At 36.9% G+C, this 23,069-nt stretch carries 18 protein-coding genes; 5 read left to right on the forward strand and 13 right to left on the reverse strand.

Annotated features, from left to right (window positions below; all coding sequences use genetic code 11):
• The first annotated feature begins 240 nt into the window (after positions 1–240).
• Positions 241–3,012: a TonB-dependent receptor plug domain-containing protein gene (locus CHRYMOREF3P_RS18800; RefSeq protein ID WP_180565242.1), complete on the forward strand. Its 2,772-nt coding sequence runs from the start codon at positions 241–243 to the stop codon at positions 3,010–3,012.
• Positions 3,013–3,271: 259 nt separating this feature from the next.
• On the opposite strand, the gene CHRYMOREF3P_RS18805 is transcribed toward CHRYMOREF3P_RS18800, so the two are convergent.
• The 5 genes from CHRYMOREF3P_RS18805 to CHRYMOREF3P_RS18825 all read right to left on the reverse strand — a co-directional run bounded on the left by CHRYMOREF3P_RS18805 (position 3,272) and on the right by CHRYMOREF3P_RS18825 (position 8,778).
• The gene (locus CHRYMOREF3P_RS18805; RefSeq protein ID WP_180565243.1) at positions 3,272–5,113 is read right to left on the reverse strand and encodes a carbon starvation protein A; all 1,842 of its coding nucleotides are present in this window, start codon (positions 5,111–5,113) and stop codon (positions 3,272–3,274) included.
• A gap of 194 nt (positions 5,114–5,307) precedes the next feature.
• Positions 5,308–6,243, reverse strand: coding sequence for an alpha/beta hydrolase (locus CHRYMOREF3P_RS18810; protein ID WP_232539063.1), 936 nt, complete (start codon positions 6,241–6,243; stop codon positions 5,308–5,310).
• A 119-nt stretch (positions 6,244–6,362) separates the two neighbouring features.
• Positions 6,363–6,746 (reverse strand): DUF3037 domain-containing protein, encoded by a 384-nt coding sequence (locus CHRYMOREF3P_RS18815; RefSeq protein WP_077414077.1) that lies wholly within the window; start codon positions 6,744–6,746, stop codon positions 6,363–6,365.
• Positions 6,733–7,506 (reverse strand): HipA family kinase, encoded by a 774-nt coding sequence (locus tag CHRYMOREF3P_RS18820; protein WP_077414079.1) that lies wholly within the window; start codon positions 7,504–7,506, stop codon positions 6,733–6,735. Before CHRYMOREF3P_RS18820 ends, CHRYMOREF3P_RS18815 begins: the two co-directional genes overlap by 14 nt.
• Positions 7,507–7,521: 15 nt before the next feature.
• Positions 7,522–8,778: a T9SS type A sorting domain-containing protein gene (locus tag CHRYMOREF3P_RS18825; RefSeq protein ID WP_180565245.1), complete on the reverse strand. Its 1,257-nt coding sequence runs from the start codon at positions 8,776–8,778 to the stop codon at positions 7,522–7,524.
• A gap of 61 nt (positions 8,779–8,839) precedes the next feature.
• Here CHRYMOREF3P_RS18825 and CHRYMOREF3P_RS18830 point away from each other — a divergent pair, with 61 nt between their 5' ends.
• Complete coding sequence (locus tag CHRYMOREF3P_RS18830) at positions 8,840–9,682, forward strand: alpha/beta hydrolase family protein (RefSeq protein WP_180565246.1); 843 nt, start codon at positions 8,840–8,842, stop codon at positions 9,680–9,682.
• 49 nt (positions 9,683–9,731) lie between these two features.
• Positions 9,732–10,238, forward strand: coding sequence for a hypothetical protein (locus CHRYMOREF3P_RS18835; RefSeq protein WP_077414085.1), 507 nt, complete (start codon positions 9,732–9,734; stop codon positions 10,236–10,238).
• Positions 10,239–10,428: 190 nt separating this feature from the next.
• On the opposite strand, the gene CHRYMOREF3P_RS18840 is transcribed toward CHRYMOREF3P_RS18835, so the two are convergent.
• From CHRYMOREF3P_RS18840 to CHRYMOREF3P_RS18875, 8 genes are all read right to left on the reverse strand, one after another.
• Complete coding sequence (locus CHRYMOREF3P_RS18840) at positions 10,429–11,253, reverse strand: flavin reductase family protein (protein ID WP_180565247.1); 825 nt, start codon at positions 11,251–11,253, stop codon at positions 10,429–10,431.
• Positions 11,254–11,414: 161 nt separating this feature from the next.
• A complete protein-coding gene (fahA, locus tag CHRYMOREF3P_RS18845; protein WP_077414089.1) occupies positions 11,415–12,662 on the reverse strand; it encodes a fumarylacetoacetase in 1,248 nt (415 codons plus the stop codon).
• Between the two features lie 52 nt (positions 12,663–12,714).
• Positions 12,715–13,176: a hypothetical protein gene (locus CHRYMOREF3P_RS18850; protein ID WP_077414259.1), complete on the reverse strand. Its 462-nt coding sequence runs from the start codon at positions 13,174–13,176 to the stop codon at positions 12,715–12,717.
• A gap of 70 nt (positions 13,177–13,246) precedes the next feature.
• Complete coding sequence (gene hppD / locus CHRYMOREF3P_RS18855) at positions 13,247–14,377, reverse strand: 4-hydroxyphenylpyruvate dioxygenase (RefSeq protein WP_077414091.1); 1,131 nt, start codon at positions 14,375–14,377, stop codon at positions 13,247–13,249.
• Positions 14,378–14,611: 234 nt separating this feature from the next.
• The gene (locus tag CHRYMOREF3P_RS18860; protein WP_077414093.1) at positions 14,612–15,403 is read right to left on the reverse strand and encodes a hypothetical protein; all 792 of its coding nucleotides are present in this window, start codon (positions 15,401–15,403) and stop codon (positions 14,612–14,614) included.
• Positions 15,404–15,543: 140 nt separating this feature from the next.
• Positions 15,544–16,818 (reverse strand): acetyl-CoA hydrolase/transferase family protein, encoded by a 1,275-nt coding sequence (locus tag CHRYMOREF3P_RS18865; protein ID WP_047382678.1) that lies wholly within the window; start codon positions 16,816–16,818, stop codon positions 15,544–15,546.
• 230 nt (positions 16,819–17,048) lie between these two features.
• On the reverse strand, positions 17,049–18,560 hold the full coding sequence (locus CHRYMOREF3P_RS18870; protein WP_077414095.1) for a succinate CoA transferase: 1,512 nt from the start codon (positions 18,558–18,560) through the stop codon (positions 17,049–17,051).
• 416 nt (positions 18,561–18,976) lie between these two features.
• A complete protein-coding gene (locus tag CHRYMOREF3P_RS18875) occupies positions 18,977–20,128 on the reverse strand; it encodes a homogentisate 1,2-dioxygenase (RefSeq protein WP_077414097.1) in 1,152 nt (383 codons plus the stop codon).
• Positions 20,129–20,252: 124 nt separating this feature from the next.
• On the opposite strand from CHRYMOREF3P_RS18875, the gene CHRYMOREF3P_RS18880 reads away from it, so the two are divergent.
• Together CHRYMOREF3P_RS18880 and CHRYMOREF3P_RS18885 are read left to right on the forward strand one after the other, a co-directional pair.
• Positions 20,253–22,322 carry a TonB-dependent receptor plug domain-containing protein gene (locus CHRYMOREF3P_RS18880; RefSeq protein ID WP_077414099.1) on the forward strand — a complete coding sequence of 690 codons (2,070 nt, stop codon included), beginning with the start codon at positions 20,253–20,255 and terminating at the stop codon, positions 22,320–22,322.
• Complete coding sequence (locus tag CHRYMOREF3P_RS18885; RefSeq protein WP_077414101.1) at positions 22,319–22,780, forward strand: thioredoxin family protein; 462 nt, start codon at positions 22,319–22,321, stop codon at positions 22,778–22,780. The genes CHRYMOREF3P_RS18880 and CHRYMOREF3P_RS18885 overlap by 4 nt, the downstream gene beginning before the upstream one ends.
• Positions 22,781–23,069: the final 289 nt, after the last annotated feature.

Below are 23,069 nucleotides of genomic sequence, written 5' to 3' on the forward strand. Positions count from 1 at the left end.
ATTTTCCTTTGCGGTTATAGCGTTTAAACGGTAATATATTTCTCTATCTATTTTGAATTTAACCATCTATAAAGCAATGTTTTTATGAATGTTTCCTTAATTTATCTTAACTTTAAATAGGGATAGAAAGAAACGATAACCATTTTTTATAAAAACAAAGTCTATTGATTTTGTAGACTAATAAATATATTTTACATTTGCAGCTTGTAAAAACATAAATGTTCAATCAAATTAAACTATATGAGAAATAAAAAAACTATTCTTTCGGCCTCTGTTTTATTTTTTCTTGGAGTATATACTTACGGACAGGAAAAAGACAGCATCAAAACAAATAAAGACAGTATAAAAACCAATAATGTAGAAGAAGTAGTGGTGCTGGGATCAAGAGCTGGAGCCAGATCTAAAACAGACAGCCCGGTTCCTGTAGATGTATTCAATGTGAAAGAATCTTCAATCATTCTCCCACAAACAAATATTGGACAAATCCTGAATGCAGTAGCACCATCATTTACTTCTACGATTCAGACTAACTCAGACGGAACAGATCATTTGGATCCTGCTCAGCTGAGAGGTTTGGGACCGGACCAGGTATTGGTTTTGGTTAACGGAAAAAGAAGACACACTTCAGCATTGGTGAATGTAAACGGAACACCCGGAAGAGGTACCGTAGGAACGGATTTAAATGCCATTCCGTCTTTTGCATTAAACAGAATAGAAGTATTAAGAGACGGAGCTGCAGCACAATATGGATCTGATGCCATTGCCGGAGTAATTAATCTTGACTTGAAAAGAGATACAGGAAAACTGGCAGGACAAATAAGCTATGGAGGAAATTTAACACCAACAACTAATGATCATACCGGCGATTTTGACGGACAGAATATTCAGCTGGATCTGAACTATGGTAATAAAATAGGAACCAAAGGAGGTTTCTTCAATATCACTTGGTCTTCACAGTTCAGAAATCCAACCTATAGAGCCGGAACAGAAAGTGGCCCTATTTACAATGCTTATAATGCCATTGAACAACGTGCACTAAATGACGGAGTTAATCTTTCTTCTCTTTTTACGAATATTGGGAATACACCCAATTCACAGCAGATTGTAAATTATGTACATCAGTATGCACAAAATGTAAACTACTTTTCTCAGGAGCTGCAAAATTCAATCCAGGGAGCCAATACCATTTCTGCATTACAAAGTATTTTGAAATCAGGAAATTTTACCAGAGATCAGCTTAATTACTTTACGGATCAGGAATTGGCGTACAGAGGGCAGGAAAGGAAGGATTTTAATATGCAGGTAGGGCAGTCGAAGCTTAATAATCATCAGCTTTTTGTGAATGCCGAAATCCCAGTAAGTGACAATTGGAAAGTGTATACTTTTGGTGGTTACAGCATAAGACACGGAACTTCCGGAGGATTCTACAGAAGACCAACTGAAAACAGAACTTTTACAGGATTGTATCCTAATGGTTATCTTCCACAGATTGGAACGGATATCCAGGATATTTCCCTGGCTGCAGGAATCAAAGGGAAATGGGACGGCTGGAATATTGATTTCAGTAATACATACGGGCAGAATTCATTTACCTATAATATTCAAAACACCGGAAATACCTCCTTACGTTTTGCTTCGCCAAGAGAATTTAATGCAGGAGGGCTGAGATTTTCCCAAAACACAATCAATTTAGATTTCTCTAAAAAATACGATGTATGGGAAGGGATCAATGTCGCTTTCGGAGCTGAGCACCGCTATGAGAATTTTAAAATTACCCAAGGTGAAGAAGCTTCGTATCAGACATATGATCAATTTGGAAATATCTGGAACGGAGATCCAAGCCAGAGAGCTACGGACTTTTTTGGACTGCCTCTGCCGGGAGGATCACAGGTATTCAATGGATTTAAACCTGAGAATGCTGTGGATAAAAACAGACAGTCGGTGGCAGCTTATGCAGATGTAGAATTTAACTTCACCAACTGGTTATTGGTAGACGCTGCTGCGAGATATGAAAATTATTCTGATTTCGGATCGACATTCAATTATAAATTAGCTTCAAGAATCAAAATAGCGCCTAATTTCAATGTGAGATTTGCAGGATCTACAGGATTCAGAGCTCCGTCTATCCACCAGATTTATTATAATGTAACTTCTACATTGTTTACGAATAATCAACTTTTGGAAGTAGGAACTTTCAGTAATGATTCCCAGCTGGCAGGATTGCTAAGTATGCCAAAACTGAAGCAGGAAACTTCCAAATCAGCAAGTGTAGGATTTACCTACAAAATTCCTTCAGCAGGGCTTAGCTTTACAGCAGACGGATATTTCACAAGAATCGACAACCGTATCATCCTTACGGACCAGTTCTTAAGAAAAGATGTGCCTTCAGATGCACAAAAAGAGTATGATAAATTAAATGTGAACGGTGCTCAGTTCTTTACCAATGCAATTGATACGGAAACAAAAGGGTTGGATGTAGTGATTTCACATAATGTAAGATTTTCAGGTATAAAACTCGATAATAACTTTGCTATTAACCTTAATAAGACCAAACAGGTAGGAGATATCCATTCTGCAGGACTTTTACAGTCACCACAGCTTGAGAAAGTATATTTTTCTGAAAAATCAAGAGTGTATCTGGAAGAAGCTGTGCCTAGAGTGAAAGCCAGTCTTTCGCACACCCTTTCATGGAAGGATGCTACGTTCTATCTGAGAAATACTTATTTTGGAAAAGTAACAGGTGCTGATATTATTGATGTGAACGGAGACGGAATCATAGATTTTAATGAACACCAACCGATCGGAGATAAGATCATTACCGATATATCTGCTGCTTACCAGTTTACTAAAAACGTAGGGTTGACTTTGGGGGTGAACAATTTGTTTGATATTTATCCAACAAAAAACCTTACTGCTTCTACCAATAATGACCAGTTTATCTATTCACGTTCTACTTCACAGTTTGGACAAAATGGTAGATATGTTTTCGCGAGACTTAATTTCAATTTTTAAGTTCAATAGCAGATCTTACTTATGACTTATGAAATTGTTTAAAGTTTTATATTTTGAAACATTAAGATTGTATTAAGATATTGAGAGTATTAAGATAAGCTTCGCTTTAAGCTTAAAAATCAGAATGATTCATCTTAACTTAAATCCTTCTTAATGGTTTTAATGTATATATTCTGCATTTTTATCAGATTAAGGAACTTCTATAAAAAAAAACAGTTCAGAATTTCTGAACTGTTTTTTTATTTATGATCATATGAATTTATCTTTCCACAAGTTCCTTCACAGGTTCTCCATAATGATCCATTACTGTTTTGTTGATCTGAAGCAATTGATACCATTTTCGGAAAGCCCCTATAAATACAATAAGCATAAGAATCATGGCTGTTGCTGCTAGTGCAGCCAGTAAGTACTGTCCTTTGGGAATATAAATGGCGGTCACCTGGATATACCCGGCCCAGAATGTAATTCCGGCCATGAAAACTCCGGGAATAGCTGAGCATAAAGCATATTTTCCCCTGTTCATCCTGATCAGCATTGTTGTACAGACGATAAGTCCGCAGGCAGCCAACAGCTGATTACTGATTCCGAATAATGGCCAGATGCTGTTTACGTTTCCGGTATACACAAGATATCCCCAGGCAAAAGTGAAAAGAAGACTGCTGATAATAATTCCCGGAATCCAGTTTTTATCATTGAATTTTGGAACTACAGAACCCAGCATTTCCTGTAAGAAGAAACGTCCCACTCTTGTCCCTGCATCAATAGCAGTAAGAATAAATACAGCTTCAAACATAATCGCAAAATTATACCAGTAGGCCGTCAGCTGATCCATATAAGGGATTTTGTTGAAGATATGGGCCATTCCTACAGCCAGAGATACAGCACCTCCGGTTCTTCCATACAGGTCAATCCCTATTTTTTGTGAATAATAATCTATGTCTACACCATGTAGTGAAGGATGTGTTGCAAGAAAAGAATCATAAGCTTCCTTAGGGGTGTTGATCGCAAAATAATCACCCGGCATCAGTGTACATGCCGCAATAAGTGCCATCAATGCTACAAAACCTTCCACAAGCATTGCTCCATATCCTACAAAAAGAATTTCTCTTTCCTTATTAAGCATTTTAGGAGTTGTTCCCGTAGCAATCACAGCATGGAAACCAGAAATTGCTCCACAGGCAATCACGATAAAAATAAAAGGAAGTACAGGTCCGCCAATAATAGGCCCTCCACCATTTACAAAAGCAGTGATTGCTGGCATCTGTATGGTAGGATGAATCACAATGACCCCGATAGCCAGCATGATAATAGTTCCTATCTTTAAATAAGTGGAAAGATAATCTCTTGGAACCAAAAGCAGCCATACCGGCAATACAGAAGCAATAAAGCCATACAAAGGAATCGCGATAGAAATTGTTTTAATATCCCAGGAAAATAAATTGTTCATGGTAGGGTTCTGCATCAGACTATGTCCTCCGATGATTCCGGCAATCAAAAGGATACCGCCTAAAATACTTGCAAACAAAACACTGTTCTTTTTATAACGCATAATCAGTCCCATGATGATGGCGATAGGCATTGTGATGATTACTGTAAAAAGAGACCATGAAGCTTCATGCATTGCATTTATACAAGCCAGCGATAAACCCGCCAGCGTAAGAATCAGGATAAATAGAATTGCAAAACCAGCTACGGTTCCGGTTGCTTTTCCGATTTCTTTAGAAGCGATAGTCGCAAGACTTTGACCTTTGTGTCTCACAGAAGCAAAGAGTACAACCATATCATGAACTCCGCCTCCCAATACACATCCAATCAGAATCCATAATGCGCCCGGAAGATATCCGAACTGAGCGGCAAGAACAGGTCCTACTAATGGCCCTGCAGCAGCGATTGCAGCAAAATGATGTCCGAAAAGTACATTTTTATTCGTAGCGACATAATCTTTACCATCTGCAAATTCTACAGCAGGAGTCATATTTTGGTCGTTAAGCCTGAGAACTTTATTGGCAATAAAAATACCATAGAAACGGTAAGCTATCGCAAAAATAAGAACAGATACAAATATGAGAGTAAGCGCATTGATATTGTTTAAAGATTCCATATTGCTTATTTTTATTGATAAATAATTAATTGATTGGTGTTTTTGTTGTTAATAATTTAAACAATAGCCAAGGTAATTAATTCTCAATGAAAAAATATCAATATGTATATCAATCTAGCAAATTTGTTGTTGTAATGTATTTTATTATATTGATTTATAGTTATTTGAATTGTAATTGAATAGATGAATGTATATTACTTCTTTTGTGAAAGAACAAAATCCACCATTTCATCAGTAATTTTGTCCAGATAAGCTTTATCAGTTGTTCCAAAACCATGTACTCCGCCATCAACAATGATAAGAGCGTTTTGTATTTTGGCTCTGTTTAATTTTCTGTGAAGTTTTTTAGATTGGTTTAAAGGAACAATTTTGTCATTATTGCCCTGAACAATTAAAGTTGGAACTCCTTCCGAAACAAAATTAACTGGAGATAAGGTATTCAGATAATCGATGGCTCTATCCTGATCTTTTCTGATATCATACCCGGAAATTCCTTTTACCAGATTTTCCTGTAAACCGACAATCTTTTTTGACATCAACCCGATCATTCCTACCGGAATTGTTCCTAGTCTTGTATGGAAAAGCTTATTAAGATCAGCAGGACCATAATGATCAATTACATAATTTACTTTGGCAGAATAAGACGAAAGTTCCGGACTTCCCAGATAAGTATTGTCGGGAGTATAAGCCGCCATCAGGGAAAGGTGAGCTCCGGCTGAAGCCCCAAACAGACCTATATTATTGGTATCGAAATGATATTTATCTGCATTTTTTCTTACCCACCTGATAGCATCTTTGGTATCTTCCAGAGGCAGTGGAAAATGAGTACTATCATTCAGCAGCGTATAATTAATGCTGATCACGGCATATTGCTTTGCCATTAACTTTTCAACAGTGTTTTCCAGATAATTGTCTGCATGAACTACTTTATCGCCTTCAATCCATCCGCCTCCATGAACATAGATCAGTACAGGTATTTTTTCAGTGGCAACATTTTTAGGAATATATAAATCCAGAGCAAGAGGATTCCCTTTTTTATTGGTTTTATACACAATATCCTCAGACAGATGGGCTATCTTAGGAAGTACTGTACTTTTTACAGGAGGTGTTTTAACCTGTACTTGTGACAAGTTCTGGGAAAAAAATAAATTAGAAAAACCTAAGAATAAAACAAAAAACAGGTTTGTGAAAAACCTGCAGATTGATATGTTGTTTATCGATAAATTCATAATAAATTTTTAAGGATGTGTTATTTTACTAACTCCTCAAAAAGTTTACCAAAAGTACTGTTTAGATCTTTGGATTTTCCCGGATGAGGTCGGGAAGTCTGCACCACAGCACTTCTTACAGCTGTCAGCCAGCGGAAACGCTCAGGAATATCAAGCAGTGCAATAGGACCGCCGTCTTTATCACCATTGGCAATTTTCTGAAAACTTTCAAGATTCTGGATAATATCTTCATAGTCCAGTTTACTGTGCATGAGTTTAAATTTATCAGGACATAAATAGAATTCTACCCTGATGAATTTTTCCCTTTTGGAAAACATAACCAGTCCGATATTGAAAAATTCTTCTCTTTCAACTTTAGGTACCAAGCGTATTACCGCATATTCATATATTTTATCCTCTTGCATTTTTAGCTTCGTTTATAAAGATTTGAGAATTTTCTAATCTGGTTTTCAGAAACTGAAAATAGATCTCACGAATTTCTTCAGGCGTTTCATCAGCATCATTCCAGTGCAGCCAGTCCTCAGGAATTGTATTGACAATCTCCCTGAAAAGTATATCATTCAGTACTTCATGGGCAAATTGATCTGCTTCATCAAGCATTTTTGCCTTAGGAAGAAGTACATGGTCTTTCACATATTTGAAAGGCGTTTTTGCTGCTGTATCAAAATTCTGCCATGAATGGTGGAAGTAGAATGAAGCACCATTATCGATGATCCAAAGCTCTTTATTCCACATCAGCATATTTGTATTCCTAAAAGTACGGTCAATGTTAGTAATAAAGGCATCAAGCCATACTATTTTTGAAGCCAGAAGGGGATCAACACTTACTCCCGGATCATAAGTGATAGAACCGGAAAGATAGTGCAGACCAAGGTTCAGACCTTCAGAAAATTTTAGGAGATCCTGTATTTCCTCATCGGCTTCCGTTCTTCCGAAATCGGCATCAACATTGATAAAAACCAGTTCAGGAATTTTTAGTCCCAATGCTTCGGTAATCTTTCCACCCAAAAGTTCAGAGATAAGCATTTTTACCCCATGGCCTGCACCACGGAATTTTAATACATATTTGAAATCATCATCAGCTTCTGCCAGAGCAGGAAGAGATCCTCCTTCTCTCAATGGCAGAATGTAACGCGTCACGGTTACAGTTCTTAAATTCTGCATGAAGCAAAAATAAGCTTATTTTTTTATAATCTTTTTAGTGAATTCCTTTTCATCAGCTTTATACTGTAAAAAATAAACTCCACTGCTCAAATGCTGAAGTGGCAGAATATATCCTGAATCTGTTTTACTCAAATGACAATGAACAATTCTTCCGGAAGCATCGGTAAGTGAAAGTATTTCAATTCTCTTTTTAGAAGTAATGGTAATATGATGTTGAGTAGGGTTAGGATAAATCTGAACAGGATCCTGAATAGCTGTTTCTGCTGTATTTAAGGTACTTACCACAATCAGTTTTGTTTTGGTGGTAGTGGCTCCGCAGGCAGCTGTTGTCAGCTTTACGGTATAAGTTCCTCCTGCAGGGTAGGTATGTACCGGATTTTCCAGAGTTGAGGTTGTACCGTCACCAAAATCCCATGAATAGGCAGCTGCATTCTGTGTTGTATTGGTAAACTGAACCGTTCCTGCTCCGGTAAGCTGATAGGTGAATCTGCTGTGAACATCATTATTCGTTACAAACCATTTTACAGGCTGATTGTAAACCTCTGTTTTAACGATATCCTTGATTAGCTGTGCCTGTGCCGGACTAAGATTTCCATTAAAAGGGATCTGTGCAGGATCTTTCTTGAATAAAATAGTGTAAAATGTATACGCAGCAGCCATAGACCCAATATAACTCGGATGTGATTCATCCTGATCATACAATTCAATAGCCGGGTTTTGCTCCCTGATCGTTCTCCAGACTTTACCTACAGGGGAAACAATACCTTCGTTGGTTGTTGCCATTTCCATATAGCGGTTATAAATCTGAGTATCCATTCCCTGATAGGTACAGACAGCGGGAAGTCCCGGACAATTCGCAGCATCACCGTTTTTACGGCCCCAGGTCATATAGAAGATTACATTTCCACAGGGATTTGATGTTTTAATCAAATTGGAAAGCTGAAGAGCATAAGGATATACCTGATTTTGAACCTGAGAATCCGGAAATGACGGAAGCTGGCTCTGTTCCTGTAATGCGACATAATCCCAGTTTCCCTGGTTGATGGTTGAAATCACATCCGGATTGTTGGAATGATCCTGCAGCGTTGACCCGCCAGGTGTATGGCTGTGATGCTCCAGTACATCGCCGTTAGAAGCAGCAATACTTTGGATGAGGTTAGGCAAATCATTAACGTAAGTATAACTGTTTCCGATAAAGAACACCCTTTTGGTTGTCTGGCTGAGGATAAAAGAAAAAGTAATTAAAAGTAAAAGAAGTAGAGTTTTTTTCATAAATTTCAATTTAAATTAATCCCATAAATATAAATAATATTAAATAAACCCCATTTATTTTATGAATTTGATTAGTGAAAAGAATATATATTTAGAAAATAAAGAAACAAAAGGTTTTCTTGCTGATATTTTTTATAAAGACATTGGAAAAAAGCTTCCGTTGGTACTGTTTGTTCATGGATATAAAGGTTATAAAGATTGGGGATCGTGGAATCTTATGGCGGAAAAGTTTGCTGAAGCAGGTTTTTTCTTCGTGAAGTTTAATTTTTCCCATAATGGAACTACACCGGATGATCCGTATAACTTTGGAGACCTTGAAGCTTTTGGCCATAATAATTATTCTAAAGAGCTTTCTGACCTTGGAGTGGTGATTGATCACTTTAGTAAAGATCCTCGTGTGGATGAAGAAAAGATCATTCTGATAGGTCACAGCAGGGGAGGAGGAATTTCTATCATTAAAACTTTTGAAGATGAAAGAATCAATGGTCTGATTACTCTGGCCAGTGTGGATACTTTAGACCGCTTTCCCACAGGAGAAGCTTTTGAAAACTGGAAGAAGGACGGAGTTTATTATGCTCTGAACGGGCGTACCAAGCAGGAAATGCCCCACTATTATCAGTTTTATGAGAACTATGAGCAGAATGTTCACCGTTTTGATGTAGAACGGGCAACGGAGATGGCAAAAGCTCATATGCTGATTATTCATGGAACGGATGATGAAGCTGTAGAGGTAAAACAAGCAGAGCATCTTCATATTCTTCATCCGAATTCTGAACTTTTCCTGATTGAAAATGCTAATCATACTTTCGGAGCAAAAGAGCCCTGGACAGAAACAGATTTACCCAAAGATCTGAATACTGTAACCGAAAAATGTATTGATTTTATCAAAGAAAAATTGAAATAAAACGGTTAAAACTACGTTATTATAAATTAACCACCATATCAGTATAATTATGAAAAAAGTTATTGCAGGCGCATTCGCGCTCTCATTATGTGTTATTTCGTGTAAAAAAGAAGCAAAGACAGAATCTTCAGCAAGCACAGATACTTTGGCTACAGTAATGTCTAAAGATTCTGTCATTACAAAAAATGATTCTGTAGCATCACCACCTCCTTCTGCTCCGGCTCCGGACAATAGTATCACTAAAAATGTGGGTAAATATCCTCATGATATCAAGTTGTTTGAAGATAAAAGCATCACTGAAAGACTGAAAAAACTTGCAGGAACTCAATATGATGAGATGGTGAAGAATTTTAATGTAGAAAGTCCTATTACATCAGAAAACGGAATTTATAAACTGTCAGGATGTAAGCAGCACGACTGTCCGGCATATGCAACACATATTTACTATGATGCCAAGAATGATAATCTGAATATTTCTATTGATAAAAACGGAAAGGTAACAGACTTTGCTGAAAAAGGGAAAATAACGATTTCCGAAACATTGAAAACAAAATAAAATATAAGAAGGGAAGTGGGAAGATAGAAGCTGGGAGTTGCTAATGGCATTCGATATCTATTGAAATCAAAATAGAACTATTTTCCAAAAGGTTATTAACTGAGATAAAAGTTATTCATAACCTTATGAACCTCCGGATTCTAACTTCCTCTTTAAATAAAAAAAGCCTGAAATTTCAGGCTTTTTTCTTTTATTTAATGGTCAAAATGGTCCATGCTTCTTCAATTTTACTTTCCAGAAGCAGTTTCTGGGCATTAAGGTGAATATTTTCATCCGCATGGAAGTCACCTGCAGGTAATACTTCTGTATTGGCAAGCATTCCAAGGTCATTCCCAGTAAATACTTTACTGTACTTAATAGAATCAGGCAACAGATCAAAACCGATTCCTTTTGTTACCAAAGGTTTTGGAACTTCAAAAAGGCTGTTCTCATTACTTCTGGAATACCAGTTACTGCCTAAACGGGCTACCATATCCAGTTTTTTCTGATCCAGATTTCCGGTTTCATTCAGGTATTCTTCTCTGATGTGAATTTTCTGAACTTCACAGATCACAAGATTTCCGGCACCGCCCTGATCTCCCAATGGCTTTACCTCTAAAACTTTACATTCAAAGTTGACAGGGCATTCTTCAATCAGTTTAGGCTGTACAAGATCAGCCTCTTTCATGGTAAGTCCGGATTTTATAAACTCATTGACTCCGGTTTCATACTCTGTAGAAGCTAATGAGATCTGCTGTACAATAGGAAAATTCACTGTTCCAATGACTACTTCCGGTACTTCAAGAACATTTTCCAGCGTATGTTTGGTTGTATTATCACGAACTCTTCTCGATGGTGAAAAAATCAAAATCGGAGGAACTGTGCTGAACATATTAAAAAAACTGAACGGAGATAAATTGATGGTACCATCTTTATCCACAGTAGATGCCAAAGCAATCGGGCGCGGTGAAACAGCCGTCTGCATGATGGTCTGTAATTGTACGGAAGTTATCTCGGAAGGGATTACTGTTTTCATATTTTTGTTGTAACACTTAAGTTAAATTAAGTATTCAAATGATATTAAAAAGATGCTTCGACTCTGCTCAGCATGATATTTCTAATACTAACTGTTTTACAGCATATTTCTAGCGATGTCATGCTGAGCGAAGTCGAAGCAATTAATGATTAATTTTTATATTAACGTGTTGGAATAATTTTACCGGAAACTTCCCCGAAACCTACTCTCACGCCATCTTTTTCAGCCCAAGCCTTCATTGTAACGGTATCATTATCTTCAATGAATTTTCTTTCTTCACCATTGCTTAATGATAAAGGATTTTGTCCTCTCCAGGTCAATTCAAGCATAGAACCGAATGATTTTGGATCGCTTCCTGAAATGGTACCGCTGGCATATAGATCTCCCACTTCTACATTACATCCGTTTACTGTGTGATGGGCCAGCTGCTGGTTCATATTCCAGTACATGTGTTTATAGTTGCTTTCGGAGATCAGGTTTTGTTCTCCGTTTTCTGGTTGAATATAGACTTCAAGGTTGATGTCATAGTTTTGATCTCCTTCAAATTTTAAATATTCTAAAACTTCAGGATCCTGTACTGGAGAAGCTGTTCTGAATGGCTCCAAAGCTTCAAGAGTAACTACCCATGGAGAAATAGAAGAACCAAAGTTTTTCGCAAGGAATGGCCCTAGAGGAACATATTCCCAAGATTGAATATCTCTTGCAGACCAGTCGTTGAAAACAACCATTCCGAAGATGGCATCTTCTGCTTCTTTCGTTGAAATACTTTCTCCCATCTCTGTATTTTTATTGATGATGAAAGCCATTTCCAATTCAAAATCCAATTGTTTACATGGTCCGAAAACAGGGGTATCTGCATCAGCAGGTTTCATTTGTCCTTTTGGACGGTTGATTTCTGTTCCGGATACTACAATTGAAGATGCTCTTCCATGATAACCTACTGGTAAATGTTTCCAGTTAGGTAATAAAGCGTTTGCCGGATCACGGAACATTTTTCCTACGTTGGTAGCATGTTCGATACTGCTGTAAAAATCAGTGTAGTTCGGGATGTGAACAGGCATCATCATTTTTACTTTATCAAGGTCGTAGAAGGCTTCTTCTATTGTTTTCTGATCTTTTGATAATGTTGATCCTTCCTGTAATAATGTTTGAATTTTGGTACGAACAGCATTGGTAATTGGTTTACCCAGTTCGATAAATTCGTTGATGGTGTAAGCTTCAAAAACATTGTCGTCTAATCCTTCAATATCTTCAAAATAACCAAGATCATACAAGGTAGCAAGATCAATTACCTGATCTCCGATTCTTGTACAGCATCCGATATATTCTTTGTTAAAAACTGCGACTCCGAAAGGAATATTGTGTATAGAAAAATCCGAGTTTGAGGAATAGTCTACAAATGATTTCATAAGTTTAGATTTTAGTTAGATTAAAATATTGCTGAGTGTTTCCAAAGAATATTTATTTTGCCTTTTTTGAGTAAGATGCTTCATCTATCCACCTGTCTCTGGTATTGACATCGATGAGATATAGAATATTATCCTGCTGAGTCAACAATAACGTTTTCGTAACAGGCATTGGGATTTTTTTATTTTCAAGCATATCTGCTCTTAAAGAAATAATATTTTTTTTCCTGATGATATCGCCGGTGAAAACATTAGAACTGCTTTCTCCTGTAGCTTTATCATCGAAAACTTCTACATAAGTGGCATTGTTCCCTTTGATAATAATAAAGTCCCGTTCCGTATGATCAGCCTCATCTTTAATAAAAACGAATTTTTTGTTATCAATATTTACATTTTCAAGATGCTGATTGATGCCTTTTCTTTGTTCAAGTCGGTTAAGGATTTCATTCAAAGAACCGTATTGTGCTTTAAGCCCTAAAGTTCCTAAAAGGGAAATCCCGATTAAAAGTTTTCTCATATACTGTGTTTTATAAAAAAGTTTTGCCAGAATACTGAATCCTGACAAAACCTATATTTTTAATGTAAAGTTAAAGATTACCTCTTCTTTCCTGCTCTCTTTCTAATGCTTCGAATAAAGCTTTGAAATTTCCGGCACCAAAACTCTGTGCACCGTGTCTTTCAATAATTTCGAAGAATAGAGTAGGACGGTCTTCTACAGGCTTGGTAAAGATCTGCAATAAGTACCCTTCTTCATCATGATCAATAAGTATACCTAAATCCTGAAGTTTTTTAAGATCTTCATCAATATGACCTACTCTTTCAGGAACCATATCGTAATAAGCTTCCGGTGGAGCAGAAAGAAACTCTACACCACGTTTTTTCAATTCAGTTACGGTATGGATGATATCTTTCGTAGCAACCGCGATGTGCTGTACGCCTTCTCCTTCGTAGAAATCAAGATATTCTTCTACCTGAGATTTCTTTTTACCCTCTGCAGGTTCGTTGATAGGGAATTTTGCAAATCCATTTCCGTTGGACATTACTTTAGACATCAATGCAGAATATTCTGTATTGATCTGCTTGTCGTCAAAAGAAAGAATGTTTACAAATCCCATTACCTTTTCATACCATTCTACTGTTGGGATCATTCTGTTCCAGTCAACATTTCCTACGCAGTGGTCTACATACAATAAACCTGCTTCTTCAGGCTTATAGTTACTTTCCCACTTTTCATATCCAGGCATGAAAGCTCCGTTGTAATTTTTTCTTTCTACAAACATGTGAACGGTTTCTCCATACGTGTAGATACCGGACATTCTTACCTCACCATGCTCATCAGTTAAAGTTACAGGCTCTAAATAAGGTTTACCACCTCTTTTAGTTGTTTCTTCGAAAGCTGCATAAGCGTCGTCTACCCAAAGTGCCAAAATTTTTACTCCGTCACCATGTTTTTTTACGTGTTCGCTGATAAGAGAGTCAGACTTAAGTCCTGTTGTTAGTACCAATCTGATTTTTCCTTGTTGAAGCACATAAGATGCACGGTCTCTTACTCCTGTTTCAGGACCCGCATAAGCTACAGACTGAAAACCGAAAGCGGTTTTGTAATAATGGGCAGCCTGTTTTGCATTTCCTACATAAAACTCAATGTAATCTGTACCGTTGATCGGTAAGAAATTTTCTGCTTGAGCTATTTTCTCGGCAAATGTAAGTGTTGACATATTTTCTCTTTTACTTTTATTTTATTGGTATGCAAATTACAAAAAACTTAGACATTGCGAAAATATTCCCTTGGATTCATTGAATATATTTAACATAAAGTTAAAGAAGAGTTTACTTAAGTATATTTAAGTTTCTTACGTTTGAAATCGGCTACTTACATTTGTAATACAAAAGACAAGTGAAAAAAATATTTCGAAACATGAAAGCCGTAGAGATTCTCTACGGCTTTCTTTTTATATTGTTTCAATCTTTCTGTTTAGCATTCCGGCATCAGGATTATAATTATCCCATATCTTCCAGGTATTATTTATCTTCCGGATGAAGTAGATCTGGGTACTCAGCTGGTTGACAAAATGCTCTTCTCCCGTTTCTCCCACTTTGAAAAGAAGGTTCCAGAATTCCTGAGACTCCAGTATTTTTTTGTCCGGCTCATCTGTAACGATGTGAATATCAAAAACTTCATAATTGGACCGGTTGTTTTTAGTAACCAGATGAAAATCCTTATCACACAGTTCTTTACTGAATTGTGACGCTCTTTCCAGAAACGGGGAATCATCAAATACTAGATCTTTTAACAGTTCAGTATTGTGAATGGGAAACAGCTTGTAAAATTCAAAAGCAGCAGCACAGTAATCATAAACCATCTGCGTAAGATTTGACCGGTTATCAGATTCCTCATGATCCTGTTTCTTATGTCTTACAGATAGTATATAATCATTAAGGTCTTTGTAGCCTAAGAAAATACAGATTTTATCTAATGTTTTAAGAAACCTGAGATCATTATGGGTTTTATCCTGGTAATCATTTTCAAAAAAACGCTGAAGGGTAACATGTGAAATGGTATTTCCAATTTCAAATTTTTTTCCCCCCTTCAGTTCTTCAGCCTCAGAGAGTTCATCTTTAATAATTTCGGAAAGAATAATATAATGGCTTCTCTTCCATTCATTCACATTCCCCAAAACAGAATTCCTTACTTTAGAATGCTTTACAACTTCTTCTCGTATCGAATTATATATAGTTTTCAATTTCCTTGTTTTTGAGTGAGTTTTATCAAAAATACTGCCAAAAGATTAGCGCTTTTTTATGATTCTGCAGATGTGGTTTCAAAATATGTTTTGAGATTTTAAATAAAAAAAACAATTTGGAAATCCTTTTTATTTGATTATCAGTGTTTAAATCTATCAAAGGCTGCTCTCTCCAGCATTTCTCTATCGTCCGGATGGGCAATGCTGATGAGTTCCTGTGCTCTCTGGCGAAGGTTTTTCCCATACAGGTAAGCCGTTCCGTATTCAGTAACAACGTAATGGATATGTCCTCTTGTGGTTACTACACCAGCTCCTTGTTTAAGAAAAGGAACGATTCTGGAAATTCCTTTTTTCGTTCTAGCGGTAATGGCTATGATAGGTTTTCCGTCATCACTTAATGCGGCACCGCGCATAAAGTCCATTTGTCCTCCAATTCCACTGTATTGCATTGTTCCGATAGAATCGGCGCATACCTGTCCCGTCAGATCTATTTCAATGGCGGAATTGATGGCAACCATTTTTTTGTTTCTCATGATATTGATCGGAAAGTTTACTTCGCTTACATCTCTGAAAGCAAATACAGTATTGTCATCTACATAATCATACAGTTTTCTGGTTCCGAAGCAAAAGCTTGTAATGGTTTTATTATCGTTGTATCCTTTATATTTATTGTTGATCACATCATCCTGAATCAAGTCAATAACACCATCACTCAGCATTTCGGTATGAATTCCCAGATCTTTATGGTTGGTAAGGCATTTCAAAACAGCATCAGGAATGGTTCCTATACCCATCTGAAGGGTAGATCTGTCTTCAATGAGTTCAGCCACATTTTTTCCGACAAGCATTTCTTCAGGACCTACTTTTGAACCATAATCTACGGTTGGAAGTTCCTCTTCATGCCAAACCAGTTTATGAATTCTGCTGATGTGGATCATCCCGTCTCCGTGGGTTCTTGGCATCCTGGGATTGACAATAGCAACAATGATTTTTGCGGTATCTACAGCCGCTCTTGCAATATCTACAGAAGTTCCCAGCGTACAGAAACCATGTCTGTCCGGAGGAGAAACCGTAACAATGGCTACATCAAGAGGCAGAATATTTTTTCTGAATAAAATAGGAATTTCACTTAGAAAGACAGGCACAAAGTCTCCTCTGTCAGAATTTACGGCATCACGCACAGGAGTGGAAACAAATAACGAATTGATGAAAAAACTGTCTTTGTATTCCGGTTTTGCAATTTCCACATTTCCTTGCTGGGTAATGGAGACCATTTCTACATTTTGTAGCCGGCCAGCCTGTCTTGCCAGCTCATCAATCAGGTAATTGGGAGTACATGCACTGCCGTGAAAAAATACCCGGTTTCCACTTTTTATCGTATATATTGCTTCTTCTGCACTGATGTAATTATTCATATTTAATCTTTTTTCAAAGGAGGTTGAGAGCATTATGAGAGCATTATTTATTACATAAAACACTTCTATTCTTTCAAAGATAACCTTTATAATTTTATATTCATATAAATAGTTTAAGGATATTGCACAGACTTTTGTCATATAAATAAACCAGATGCAATTTAAAAGATAAAGGACCAAATGCATTGGCATTCAGTCCTTTTATATCATTTATTATTTTGTTTAAAATCTTAATTGGCAGTTTCAACAGCTGTTTTCTGTTTCATACTTCCGGTTTCAGAGAATCGCAGATGCCAACTGAATGATTCTTCCAACAAATGAGGGGTGTGTCCGCCTCTTTCACATGCTCTGTCGAAATAGGATTGCAGTTCTTCTTTATATTCCGGATGAACACAATTGTCTATGATTTTCTGTGCTCTTTCTCTCGGTGCTAATCCTCTTAAGTCAGCTAATCCCACATCTGTTACCAGAATATCTACATCATGTTCTGTATGATCCGTATGAGAGACCATCGGAAGAACGTGAGAAATATTATTGCCTTTTGAAGCAGCCTGAGTCACGAAAATACTTAAATAGGCATTTCTTGCAAAGTCTCCGGAACCTCCGATTCCATTCATGATTTTTGTTCCTCCGATATGGGTAGAGTTTACGTTTCCATAGATATCAAACTCAATAGCAGTGTTGATAGCAATTACTCCCAATCTTCTGATCAGTCCGGGAGTATTGGAAATATTCTGAGGTCTTAAAACGAATTTGTCTTTATATTTTGACAGGTTTCCTAACACTCTTTCATAGCATTCCTGAGAAACAGTAATGGATGATGCTGAAGCAAAACTCAATTTCCCGGAATCTATCAGATCAAATGTACTGTCCTGAAGCACTTCGGAAAACATGGTCAGGTCATAAAAATTACTGTCTTTGAATCCTGTAAGAACGGCATTCGCTACTTTACCGATACCTGCCTGAAGAGGAAGTAATCTGTCTGTAAGGCGTCCCAAAAGAACTTCATTTTCAAAAAAAGCAAGAAGATGTTTGGCGATAGCTGTTGTCTTTTCATCCGGCTCCGCAATATCTGCCGGACTGTCTTTACGATTGGTAAACACAATGGCTTCAATTTTTTCAGGATCAACAGGAATACTTTTTCTCCCGATTTTGTTCCATGGAGCGACAATAGGAATAACATTTCTGTAAGGATAATCTTCTGCCTGGTAGATGTCATGAATTCCATAAACTTCTTCCGGAACTTCCGTATTGATTTCAATGATGACTTTTTTAGCCAAAGCAGCAAAAGTCACGGAATTACCTACAGAAGTTGTAGGAACAATACTTCCGTCTCTTTCTATATAAGCCGCTTCAATAATGGCTACATCTATGCTCTGAAGATTTTTGGTGTGAAGAAGTTCAGCACTTTCACTCAAATGCTGATCGATGAAGAGAATTTCACCGTTGTTTATTTTGTTTCTTAAGACAGGATCTACCTGGAAAGGCATTCTTTTCTTTAGCACATTGGCTTCTGCCAGTTTTCCGTCAGTACCGTGGCCTAGTGAAGCTCCGGTCATCAAAGTGACTTTAAAGTCTTCTGTTTTTCCTCGTTCTGCCAGTGCAGGCAAAATTGCTTTGCTGTCACCTGCTTTTGTAAAGCCGCTGGACCCAATGGTCATGCCGTCTTTAATAATTTTTACAGCATTTTCTGCCGTGGTTACTTTTTGGTGTAGACTTTCTAATCTGATTCTTTCTAACATGTAATATTGATTTTGTTTTAAACCACCATTACTTAGGATGCGTCATGAAAAATAATGATGGCTAATATGTTAACCATACCTCACAAATTTACGAAAAAAGACGCTTTAAATAAAGGATTTAAAGCGTCTTTTGTATGTATTCAGTAATACTTTTTGATATGAACCTGATAGACTTTTTTACTGTTGAATAAATCTATTAGAATTTTTAACCACAAAAGTCACAAAAGTTTATTTTTGAGTATTTTAGATCACTGATAAAGGTAATAAGAATGTTACATAAAGTATACATCAGAAGAAAATCTTCGATTTTCAAAACTTTAGTGTTCTTTATAAACACTAAAGATTCACTTATAACCTTTAGTGTTTAGATTTTGTGGTTGATAGTAAAATTTAAAGCTGTTATAATTTTTATTGTTTTATTCTAACCATGAAGTTTTATAAGAAGGATCTTCTACTTTTAAAGCTTCTTCGGTAATTTTTAAAGGACGGAACGGATCTACCATTACCGCATATTCCTCTGTGAATTTTTTACCGATACTTCTTTCCATCGCACCTGGGTGAGGTCCGTGTACAATTCCTCCCGGGTGAAGGGTAAAGTCCATCAGATCAATGTGATTACGGCTCATAAAGTCACCTTCTGTATAGAACAATACCTCATCAGAATCAATATTGGAATGATTGTAAGGTGCCGGAATAGCCTGTGGATGGTAATCATACATTCTTGCACAGAATGAACACACTACGAAATTGTGTCCCTCAAAATTCTGGTGAACCGGTGGCGGTTGGTGAATTCTTCCGGTAATAGGCTCGAAGTTTTTAATATTGAATTTATAAGGATAAAAATATCCGTCCCAGCCTACTACATCAAACGGGTGTGTTGCGTAGATGAAATCTGTAATCTGGTTTTCTTTTTTTACTTTAATCAGGAATTCTCCTTTCTCGTCAATAGGTTCTTTGAAAGCAGGAGCAATCATATCTCTTTCGCAGAATGGAGAATGTTCCAAAAGCTGTCCGAATTCATTTCTGTATCTTTTCGGAGTATAAATAGGAGAGTGGCTCTCCAATACAAAAAATACAGTATCATCAGACTTCAGCTCTACCTGATAGATCGTTCCTCTCGGAATAATAAGATAATCTCCGGTAACGAATTCAAGATCTCCCACAAAAGTTTTTAAAATTCCGGTTCCCTGATGAACATATAAAAGTTCATCACATTCCGCATTTTTGTAGAAATAATCCATCGATTTTCTTGGCTTAGCCAATCCCATCTTCAGATCATTGTTCATTAAAAGGATTTTTCGGCTGTCCATAAAATCGTCTTCAGGAGTGACATTCATTCCCTTAAACATTCTCGGAGCGATGTTTTTTTCCACGGCAATTTTTGGAGTGACATCTTTCGGCTCACCGATAGATTTGATCTGTGTAGGACGGTGGATATGATATAACAGAGAAGAAATACCATGAAAGCCTTCTGTACCAAAGAGCTGTTCATAGTAAAATTTATCTTCCGGTGACTTAAAGATCGTATGTCTTTTTGGTGGGATATTTCCCGCTAGATGATATCTCATTTTACTTTCTTATGTAGTTTCTCAAATTTAATCATTTTTCATGAATTGTCTCAACCTATTATTTTTCTTCAAGAGTTTTGTATTTAAAAAATAATTGTTAGATTTGTCTAACAATTTTAATTTCATGAAGCGAATATTATTTTCTATCACTTTTTTATCAACCTATTGTTTTGCGCAGGAGACAGACAGCTTAAGTTTGCAGCCCAATAAAAATCTGGATTCTGCAAAAGTTATGAAGAGGGAAATCAAAACAAGTAACATCGAAGATGTAGTGGTTACCGGAACCATAAAACCGATGAGCAGATCAAAAAGTCCTGTGGCAGTAGAAATCTACAGCCAGAAGTTCTTTCAGAAAAATCCGACTCCCAGTATTTTTGAAGCCATTGCTATGGTAAATGGAGTAAAACCTCAGCTGAATTGTTCTGTGTGTAATACAGGAGATATCCATATCAACGGACTGGAAGGACCTTACACGATGATTCTGATTGACGGGATGCCTATTGTAAGCTCACTTTCTACGGTATATGGCTTGAGTGGAATCCCGAATAGTCTGGTGGATAGAATAGAGGTGGTAAAAGGTCCTGCATCATCCATTTACGGTTCAGAAGCGATGGGAGGAGTAATTAATATTATTACTAAAAATGCTTTGACCGCTCCTAAGTTAAGTGTAGATATGATGACGAGTACCTGGAGTGAGAATAATCTGGATATTTCAACTAAGTTCAATGTAGGAAAGAATGCCGCTTCATTATTAAGTTTGAATTATTTCAGTTTTCAGGAAAGAATAGACCAGAATAAAGATAATTTCACAGACGCTACTCTACAGAGCAGGATTTCGGTTTTCAACAAATGGAATTTTAAAAGAAAGGAAAACAGACAGGCAAGTTTTGCGATGAGATATCTGTATGAAGACCGTTTCGGGGGAGAAATGCAATGGAATAAATCTTACCGTGGCAGTGATCAGGTATATGGAGAAAGTATTTATACCAATAGAGCGGAAATTTTCGGTTTGTATGAATGGCCTATGAAAGAGCATATTGTAACTCAGTTTTCCTACAACTATCATGACCAGAACTCATTTTACGGATCAAATCCTTTCAATGCCACACAAAAAGTAGCTTTTGTGCAGACGTATTGGGACAGAAGCTTCGGAAAGCATGATATCACGGCCGGACTTACTTTTAAAAGAACTTTTTATGATGACAATACCCCGGGAACATTAGCCTCAGACGGAATCACCAATGCGCCGATGAAATCTCCGATCTGGGGAGCTTTTGTCCAGGATCAATGGGAAATTAATGATAAAAATACCTTGTTGCTGGGATACCGATATGATTATGATAAAGTGCATCATTCCGTACATTCACCGAGATTAGCATGGAAGTTTTCACCCAATCCGTATCATACCCTGCGTTTCAATTTTGGAACGGGCTTCAGAGTGGTGAATTTATTTACTGAAGATCATGCAGCATTGACGGGTTCCCGCGAAGTGGTGGTAAAATCTGATCTTAAACCGGAAAGATCGGTGAACGGAAACCTGAATTATATATGGAAAATTCCTGTAGGAAACCGAATGGTAAATCTTGATGCTTCTGCATTCTATACTTATTTCAGCAATAAAATCGTGGGTGATTTTGATTCTGATCCTAATAAAATTATTTATGATAATCTTCACGGATACGGAATTTCAAGAGGAGCTTCTTTGAATGTGGATTTTGCATTTCAGTTTCCGCTAAGTGTCAATCTTGGAGTAACTTATCTTGATGTGTACCAGAAATTTGATAATGAAAATCAAAAAACACAACAGCTGCATGCTCCAAAGTGGAGTGGAACATATAATCTGACATATAAGTTCCCAAGTAACCTGACCATAGATTTTACAGGACAGTTTTACGGACCGATGAGGCTTCCTGTTCTGCAGAATGATTATCGCCCTGAATATTCACCATTCTATTCTTTGGCCAATATTCAGGTATCAAAGAGTTTCAAATCAGGATTTGAAGTATACTGCGGAATTAAAAATTTATTCAACTTTACTCCTAAAGATCCTTTGATGAGACCTTTTGATCCATTTGATAAACATGTTGATGATCCTATCAACAATCCTAATCATTATACTTTTGACACGGCATACGGCTATGCTCCCATGCAGCGTATCAGAGGTTTTCTGGGAGTAAAATATACTTTAAAATGAAAAAAATAACTTTATTTTTAATGTTAGTGCCCTGTTTTTATCTGTCTCAGATGAAGACAGGCACTTTTTCTGATCTTGAGGCCCAGCAGAAGGAAAATCCAAAGCCGGTTGTCATTCACCTTTATACGGATTGGTGTGCCGTCTGTAAAATTGAATCTTATCGTTTGAGTAAAGATAAAGAGCTGGTTAATATGATCAATGATCATTTTTATTTTGTCAATTTCGAGGCAGAAAAGACGAAGGAGAAAATTCATTTTCAGAATCAGGAGTTTGAGTATCTGCAGAATGGAAACTCCGGAATTCATGAGTTGGCGCTGGCTTTGTCTAAGAATAAAAATCAGCCTGTTTATCCTTTATGGGTGTTTCTGGATAAGCATCAGAATCTGGTATATTATCAGGAAGGACAGATGACACCTGAAAAAATGAAGCAGAAGCTGTTGGAGATTTCTTCTTTGTAAATTGGGGGATTTTTGTTGGAAAACGCAAAGGCGCAAAGTTTTTTCTTCTCTTATGTTTTAAGGCGCAAGGATTTTATCTGCGATAAATTGTATATTCCTAATACTTTATAGATCATTCCTTGTTGAAAATCTTTGATTTTCTTGCGCTTAAAAACAGTTATTATTTATTTTCTTTGTGCCTTTGCGTTTGTCCAACTTTAAAGATTTTCTGTTTATTTCTCACAGATTATACAGATTTTTAAGCTTGTTGAACTTTTAAAATTCGTGAGAGCTATCCCAATCTTTAAAT

The sequence above is a fragment of the Chryseobacterium sp. JV274 genome, assembly GCF_903969135.1.
Lineage (GTDB): Bacteria > Bacteroidota > Bacteroidia > Flavobacteriales > Weeksellaceae > Chryseobacterium.